We start from the raw sequence: 7,449 nt of genomic DNA on the forward strand, positions 1-7,449 counted from the left end.
CTGAGGGACGGTGGTCGAGCCAGTCGTGTGTTGCCTACTTTTCCCAAGGCGCCTTAAAGGGAAAGTACTTTTCGAGGAACTCCGTGACTTGCTTGCGCCGTTGCTCCGCCGTAGCGTCACCGGAGCTGCCGTCATTCAAGCACAGGAAATCTGCATTCCGCCGGGCCAACACGTGCGCCAATGAAGCCAGTCCGTCCGTACTGGTCGTGTCGACATAGATACCCTTGCCGTCGGCATGCATGGCCGCGCGCCCGGTCAACAGCGAGTAGTAGTGATACAGGGAGTTGGTGACGGAAATATTTCCGGCTGCCCGGAACGTACTGGCGGCTGTGGAGGCAAAATCAGCGGCAAACTCTTGTTCCAACTCTGCCAGGACGGACCGCCGCAGTGGTGCGGCGCTGTGCTCGAGGTGGCGGGTGGTGAACACGCCGAATCGATCCCACAAAAGGCGACGGTTGACGCGGGCTGAGTTTTCAAAGCCGCTGCGTTCAACATCGCTTTCCCCCAAACCAATGCGGTTGGGGGAGAGCATGAAGCGGGTGATGCCCCCTGGCGTGAAGAAAAGGTCCGGTGACAGTGGCCGAGCAAAAAACATGTCGTCATTGGAATATAAGAAGTGCTCGGCGAGTCCGTCGATGTGGTGAAGCTGTGATTCCACCGCCATGGAGTTGTGCGTGGGCAGCACCGACGGATCGGCGAAGTGCTCATCGCTGCGCACAAGTGTGACCTGGGGATGCTCTGCCAGCCAAGGGGGAGCTGCCGAGTCGGTGGCAATAAAGATGCGCCGGACCCACGGGGCAAACAAGTGCACTGAGCGCAATGCGTATTTCAGTTCGTCCAGATGCCGGAAGCGAGACTCATGGTCATCGCCGTCACCCAGGACCGCCCCGACTTCGAGCTCACGACGTGCCGTTTGGTAGGACAGGCCGCTGCCGTCAACCCACGAAAAAACCATGTCAATGTCGAAACGGATGTCAAAGACGTGATCTACGAACATGTTCTCGATGCTTGGCCAGCTATGTCCATATAATTCCACGGTGCGCGGCGCTGCCAAGCGTGGGTCGATGCTGCGTCGGGTAAGCGAGTTTTCGATCGGCAGGTCGATGCGTTCAGGGGCAAACATCCATAACTCAATTTGGACACCCCATGCTGCGCCGTAATACAAGCCACCAAGAGGTTCCACGCGCGGCCGGAAGAGTCTGACGATCCGGGTGGACGGTGACTTGCTCAGACTGCCATTAGCCAAGAGGATGGTGGACTTCTTTGTATCAATGCTGCGGGCGTAGAACGGCTCATGGGCAAAAGCTGTTGCCAAGGCCAGTTCGAGTTTGCCTCGCAGGGCTGCGTCAATGGCAAGGACCGGGCGAGCATCATTGCCACGGACAAGAAGATACTCAATGGAGTATGAATCCAAGACGTCACGAACAGCCAGCAGATCAGCAACCATTGCCGCATGCGGTGTCAGGGTGTTCGGGCTGGAAGCACTGTTGAGAAGTGTCAGTCGCCCGCGGTGCATGACAACATCGTTACGCGAAAGGATGGCTGCCGCACGAGAGGAAAGTGACTCGGTTCGGGGCATGGGTGGCGGCACGACGGACTCCTGCGGGCTGGGAGCGAAAGTGACTGATTTTCCAGCCCTGCAGTGAGCTTATCGCGTGGGAAGTTGTCCGGGCCTTCCGTCAGTTGCTGCGTGAGCGGCGTTTACGGTTGAAGATCAGCGATACAGCAATGCCGGCAAGCCAAAAATCTTTCGCCATGGCGGTACCTGCCGGCGTGGGTCGGATGCTGTCGGGTTCGGTCATGCCGGGCGACTTGATGTAGGTGGCCAACAGGCCGCTGGAAAATACGGCCAAACCCATGCCGGCCATTCGTGTGGGGATGAAGGGCGCCAAAATAAGGCAGCCCAGGGCAATCTCCGAATAGCTCAAGTATTTGCCGAACTGTTCCGCCTTCAGGTCCGCAAATTGAGGGATCACTCGTTGCGCCGCACTTTGCAGGCCACCGGCCTGCTCCGGCGTCAGGCTGAGCTTGCCAATGCCTGAGTTGAGGATGAAAGCTCCGGAGACAAGGCGAAGTGATGCGTTGCTGATGCTGAATCCCATGGTGGATCTCCTGCTGGTTCCGAGGTCGTTTGTGCTTCAGCCTAGGGTTGCCAGCCCTGTGTGGCTAGTGCCGGCCAGCGGTGGCTGCCCCCAAATCCGCACTGACTCCCGCTGCAAGTCCCTGGATCAGCGCCTTGAGGCCCATGTCAAAGGCAGCGTCGGCGTTGTTCGCACCGGCAAGGTTGCCTCGGCGGGCGACGGCGGCGCTGAAGTTGGGTGAATGCGCCACCCGGGTTCCGGCGTCGAAAATATTCGCGGGCGCATTGACGTCATAGGCCGACCCGTAGATGAACGATTCAAGAGCGACGATCGCATCGATGATGCGTTCCGCTGGCCAGCCGGCTGCTAGAAAACCTTGGGTGACGGCCTCATACATGGTGATGGTCTTGGGCGCGTCCGTCACCGGCAACAAGGCAATGACGGGGATGAGTGGCAGGTGAGAGGCAAAAACTTGACGGTAGGAGTGCGCCCACATGCTGACCGCTGTTTCCCACGGTTGGTTGGGAAACGCTGAAACATCCACCCGCCCCATGAGATGGTCCTCCACGAGCAGCAACACATCCTGTTTGGAATTCACGTGGTTGTACAGGGCAGAAGTCGCTACGTTCAAGGACTTAGCCAGCGCGGCCATGGTCAGCCCTCTATAGCCGGAACGCCCAATCAGTTTCAATGCAGCTGACGTTATCCGTGCCGAACTGAGGAGGGGATGCGGCGGTCGGCCCGCCGGGCGGCGGCGTTGCTGCATTGAAGACTCGGTCACGCGTGCTCCCTTCCTCGGCTCGCCACTATAACAATTTTCCACCGCCCTCTTTACATAAGGCTGTGATGCCAGTTACAGTCTATTCTAAATGAACGTAATTCATTTAGTGAAGCATGTCACTTTTGCTTTCCGGGAAAGGGAAACATGACAACGATAGAAAATTCTGCCGTCATCGAACGCGACGTGGTCATCATCGGTGCTGGCCCGTCAGGTTTGACCGCCGCCCGCGAGCTGAAAGCGGCCGGGCTGAGCGTGGCGGTTCTTGAAGCCCGTGACCGGGTGGGTGGCCGCACATGGTCCAACACAGTCGACGGCGCATGGCTGGAAATAGGTGGCCAGTGGGTTTCACCTGACCAAACAGCACTTATTGACCTGCTAGGCGAGCTTGGCCTGGAGACTTACTCCCGCTACCGTGAGGGCGACAGCGTCTACATCGGTCCTGACGGAAACCGGACCCGCTACACCGGGGAAATGTTCCCCGTCGACGCGGACACTGAAGCAGAGATGAACAAGCTCATCGAAACCTTGGATGCGCTTGCCGCAGCGATGGATCCGGCCAGCCCCTGGGAGCACCCGAATGCCCGTGAACTGGACATCATCTCCTTCCATCACTGGTTGCGCAGCCAGTCGGACAACGAAGAAGCCTGCAACAACATTGGCCTTTTCATCGCCGGCGGCATGCTCACCAAGCCGGCCCATGCGTTCTCCGCGCTTCAAGCGGTGCTGATGGCCTCCTCCGCAGGCTCGTTCACCAACCTCGTTGATGACAACTTCATCCTCGACAAGCGTGTGGTCGGCGGCATGCAGGGCCTGTCTCTGGCCATTGCTGCCGAGCTGGGCGGGGACATCATCCTGAACTCCCCGGCCCGCACCATCCGCTGGGAGGAGCACGACGGCGACTTCCGGGCCACCGTCATTGCCGACGGCGCCACGGTCAGTGCCAAACGTGTGGTCATGGCAGTTCCACCAAACCTCTACAGCAGGGTCTCCTTCGACCCGCCGCTGCCGCGCCGCCAGCACCAGATGCACCAGCACCAATCGTTGGGCTTTGTCATCAAGGTCCATGCCGTCTACGAGACCCCGTTCTGGCGCGAAGACGGCCTCTCCGGCACCGGCTTCAGCGCTTCCTCGCTGGTGCAGGAAGTTTATGACAACACCAACCACGAAGACACACGCGGCACCCTCGTTGGCTTTGTCTCCGACGAAAAAGCCGACTACGTCTTCACACTCAGCGCAGAGCAGCGTAAAAAAGAGATCACGTCGGCACTCGCCGAATTCCTTGGCGATGCAGCCGCAGAGCCGGTCGTCTACTACGAATCCGACTGGGGCTCGGAGGAGTGGACCCGCGGAGCCTACGCCACCAGCTATGACTTGGGCGGGCTTCACCGCTATGGTCCCGACCAGCTCACCCCCGTGGGCCCCATCCACTGGTCCTGCTCAGACCTCGCCGCCGAAGGCTACCAGCACGTTGATGGAGCGGTCCGCATGGGCCAGGACACTGCGGCCAAATTGGTGGCAGAACTGAAGTAGCACCTCACTGGAGGGCATTCAGCGCCCCGGACCGGCATTTTTCCGGCGACTATCCGACGCGTCGGCCGCAAGCGGCCTTTGGCGCCTCCTTTACGTCACCTACAAAAAATGCCGGTCCGGGCCTCGGCCTCTCCGCAGCAGTATCACGAGTGACAATGACGTCCTTAGGAGGAACCATTTGCGGTATGTAGTTGGATATACAGCGGACCCCCGTGGCAGCGATGCCGTCAACTTGGCAGTGGCCATGGCCCGGCGGCAGGGAGCCACCTTGGACCTTGTCATGGTGACGCCACAGAACTCCCCATATAACGGCGCCTATCCGCATGAAGCAGGCTTTGAGACCATCCTGGCCGAGCAAGTCGGCAAGTGGCTCGATGAAGGGCTTGCCCTGGTTCCGGAGGACATCCCGGCACAGGCCCACATCCGCAGCGGGGAGTCCGAGGCGGAGGAACTTATCGCCGCGGCCGAGGAATTGGGTGCCGCACTGCTGATCATTGGTGGCAGCAATACCGGCATCTTCAAGCGCTTCTCCATTGGCGCCGTCGCCAACTCGCTGCTACATGCCTCCACGATCCCCGTGGTGCTGGCGCCCGCCGGATACAGCCGCACCGAGCCGATTACGCGATTGACCTGCGCCCTTGGCACGAGGGCTGGCGCGGAAGGGGTGCTGCAATCCGGAATCGCGATGGCCAAGCGCAGGTCACTGCCATTGCGGTTGGTGTCCTTGGTGGCCGTGGGCCCCGGTGAATCGACCGCCACCGTGGAAGATGCGAAAAAGCATCTTCTTCAGGTCGCGGCCACTGGGGACGGGGCAAGCGCCGACGTCCTGGACACTCTGGACATGGAAATTGTGGTGGGAACAGGACGTTCCATTGAAGACGCCGTCGACAACCTCAAGTGGAAAAAGGGGGAGATTCTGCTGATCGGTTCCAGCCGTTTGGCACAGAACAATTCCATCTTCCTGGGCTCCACCGCCAACCGTATTTTGCGTGCACTTCCGGTTCCCATGATCGTGGTTCCACGCAACTACGTACTGCAAGCCAAAGAACTCTTCCCTACAACTGAGATCCCCGTCATTGACGCCGAGGAAATCGCAGAGGTGGAAAAATGAGCAGGCCAGACCTTGTTAGAAACGCCACTGGAGACCACGGCCTCAGCGAAAAAGGCCTCAAGGCCGGTTCCGTGGGACTCATTGGCGCCGTCGTCATTGGTATTTCATGCATTGCCCCCGCCTACACGCTGACCGCAGCACTGGGCCCGACCGTCTCCGAAGTGGGCGTGCACCTGCCTGCCATCTTCCTCGTCGGATTCATCCCCATGCTCCTGGTGGCGTTGGGATACCGGGAACTCAACAATGCCATGCCCGACGCCGGCACTTCCTTCACGTGGGCCACGCGTGCCTTCGGTCCGTGGCTGGGGTGGATGGGTGGTTGGGGCTTGATTGCGGCAACCATCATTGTGCTTTCCAACCTGGCAGCAGTGGCGGTGGACTTCTTTTACCTCATGCTGGGCCAGATTTTCTCCAACCCGTCCCTTGCCGATCTGACCCGGAACCTGCCGCTGAACCTCGCCACCACGATGGTGTTCATTGCAGGGGCGTGTTGGATTTCCTACCGGGGCATGGAGACCACCAAGTCATTCCAGTACATCCTGGTGGCGTTTCAGCTGCTGGTGTTGGGATGGTTCGCCGTGGCGGCCTTCACCCATGTGGCCAACGGCAGCGCGTTTGACGCCACTGCCATCCAGGCCGACTGGTTCAACCCCTTCGCCGTCGAGTCCTTCTCACAATTTGCCGCCGGAGTGTCCCTTTCCATCTTCATCTTCTGGGGCTGGGATGTCACGCTGACCATGAATGAAGAAACGAAGAACCCGAAGAAGACCCCGGGCCGGGCAGCCACCGTCACGATCATTGTCATTGTCTTGATTTACATGACAGTTTCCTTGGCCACACTGTCCTTTGCAGGCATCGGCACCACCGGCTTGGGTGCTGGAAACCCGGAGAACCAGGGAAGCATCTTCGCCGTACTGGCCGGACCGGTCATGGGACCGTTCGCGATCCTGATGTCACTGGCCATCCTGAGCTCCTCGGCCGCTTCGCTGCAGTCGACGTTTGTCTCCCCGGCCAGGACGCTGCTGTCCATGGGCCACTACCGCGCCCTGCCCAAGAGCTTCGGGAAGATCAGTCCCACACACAAGTCCCCAGGCTACGCGACCATTGCCGCAGCCATTGCTGCAGCAGGTTTCTACATCATCACCAGGACCCTGTCAGAGAACGCACTGTGGGACACCATCACGGCCCTGGGCATGATGATCTGCTTCTACTACGGCATCACGGCGCTGGCCTGTGTTTGGTACTTCAGGGCCCAGGCATTCCGCGGGGTGCAGAACTTTCTGTTCAAGTTCCTTGCACCGCTGGTGGGCGGCGTGATCCTGCTGGTCATGTTCTTCAAGACCGCGTACGACTCCATGGATCCCAGCTACGGTTCCGGCTCCAACATTGGCGGGCTGGGTCTGGTGTTCATCCTCGGTGCCGGTGTCATTGCACTGGGTGTGGTGCTCATGTTCTTCATGTACCGGCGCAACCCCGAGTTCTTCAAGGGCCAGGTTCTCAGCCGTGCCAGCGAGCCTTACAACCCCTAATATGCACTTAAACAACCGACGGCGTGCCATGCTGGCGGGGGGCCGTGAAATTTCACAAGCCCCCGCCAGCATGTCACGCCGCCGGTCTTGCAGTGGTCCTAGCTCTTGGGCCGGCGCTCAGCCTGGCGTTCCTTGGCCAGCGTGGCTTCGGCGCGGGCCTTCGCATGGACGGCGCGCTCCTCAACCAGCCACGCCGGGGGAGCCTGCAGCAGCGCGGTAATGTCCGCCGTCGTCAGTGCCTCGGTGATGTTTGAACGATTCAGCCCACCGATGGAGATGTTCAGTTTCTGCGCGATGACAGGGCGCGGGTGGGGCCCGTTGCGGCGCAAATCAGTCAACCAGGCTGGCGGGTTTTCCTGCAAAACCTTGAATTCCTCCCGGCTGAGTGCATTCTCTTGGAATTCTGCGGGGGCGGAG

The 7,449-nt window shown here is 60.0% G+C and carries 7 protein-coding genes; 3 read left to right on the plus strand and 4 right to left on the minus strand.

The window, feature by feature from the left end; genetic code table 11:
- Nucleotides 1-34: 34 nt before the first annotated feature.
- The 3 genes from Q4P21_RS04590 to Q4P21_RS04600 form a co-directional block, all read right to left on the minus strand.
- Complete coding sequence (locus tag Q4P21_RS04590) at nucleotides 35-1,579, minus strand: stealth conserved region 3 domain-containing protein (protein ID WP_303387662.1); 1,545 nt, start codon at nucleotides 1,577-1,579, stop codon at nucleotides 35-37.
- 100 nt (nucleotides 1,580-1,679) lie between these two features.
- Entirely contained in the window at nucleotides 1,680-2,102 is a 423-nt protein-coding gene (locus Q4P21_RS04595; protein ID WP_207343678.1) for a hypothetical protein, read from the minus strand.
- Nucleotides 2,103-2,166: 64 nt separating this feature from the next.
- Complete coding sequence (locus tag Q4P21_RS04600; RefSeq protein WP_303387663.1) at nucleotides 2,167-2,847, minus strand: TetR/AcrR family transcriptional regulator; 681 nt, start codon at nucleotides 2,845-2,847, stop codon at nucleotides 2,167-2,169.
- A 159-nt stretch (nucleotides 2,848-3,006) separates the two neighbouring features.
- Here Q4P21_RS04600 and Q4P21_RS04605 point away from each other — a divergent pair, with 159 nt between their 5' ends.
- From Q4P21_RS04605 to Q4P21_RS04615, 3 genes are all read left to right on the plus strand, one after another.
- Nucleotides 3,007-4,392, plus strand: coding sequence for an NAD(P)/FAD-dependent oxidoreductase (locus Q4P21_RS04605; protein WP_303387657.1), 1,386 nt, complete (start codon nucleotides 3,007-3,009; stop codon nucleotides 4,390-4,392).
- Nucleotides 4,393-4,570: 178 nt separating this feature from the next.
- Nucleotides 4,571-5,503 carry a universal stress protein gene (locus Q4P21_RS04610; protein ID WP_303387658.1) on the plus strand — a complete coding sequence of 311 codons (933 nt, stop codon included), beginning with the start codon at nucleotides 4,571-4,573 and terminating at the stop codon, nucleotides 5,501-5,503.
- Entirely contained in the window at nucleotides 5,500-7,032 is a 1,533-nt protein-coding gene (locus tag Q4P21_RS04615) for an APC family permease (RefSeq protein ID WP_303387659.1), read from the plus strand. The genes Q4P21_RS04610 and Q4P21_RS04615 overlap by 4 nt, the downstream gene beginning before the upstream one ends.
- Before the next feature lie 98 nt (nucleotides 7,033-7,130).
- On the opposite strand, the gene Q4P21_RS04620 is transcribed toward Q4P21_RS04615, so the two are convergent.
- On the minus strand, nucleotides 7,131-7,449 hold a 319-nt coding region (locus Q4P21_RS04620; protein ID WP_303387660.1), incomplete at its 5' end, for a DUF5997 family protein.

It is taken from the genome of Arthrobacter sp. (assembly GCF_030540645.1).
In the GTDB taxonomy this organism is placed as follows: domain Bacteria; phylum Actinomycetota; class Actinomycetes; order Actinomycetales; family Micrococcaceae; genus Specibacter.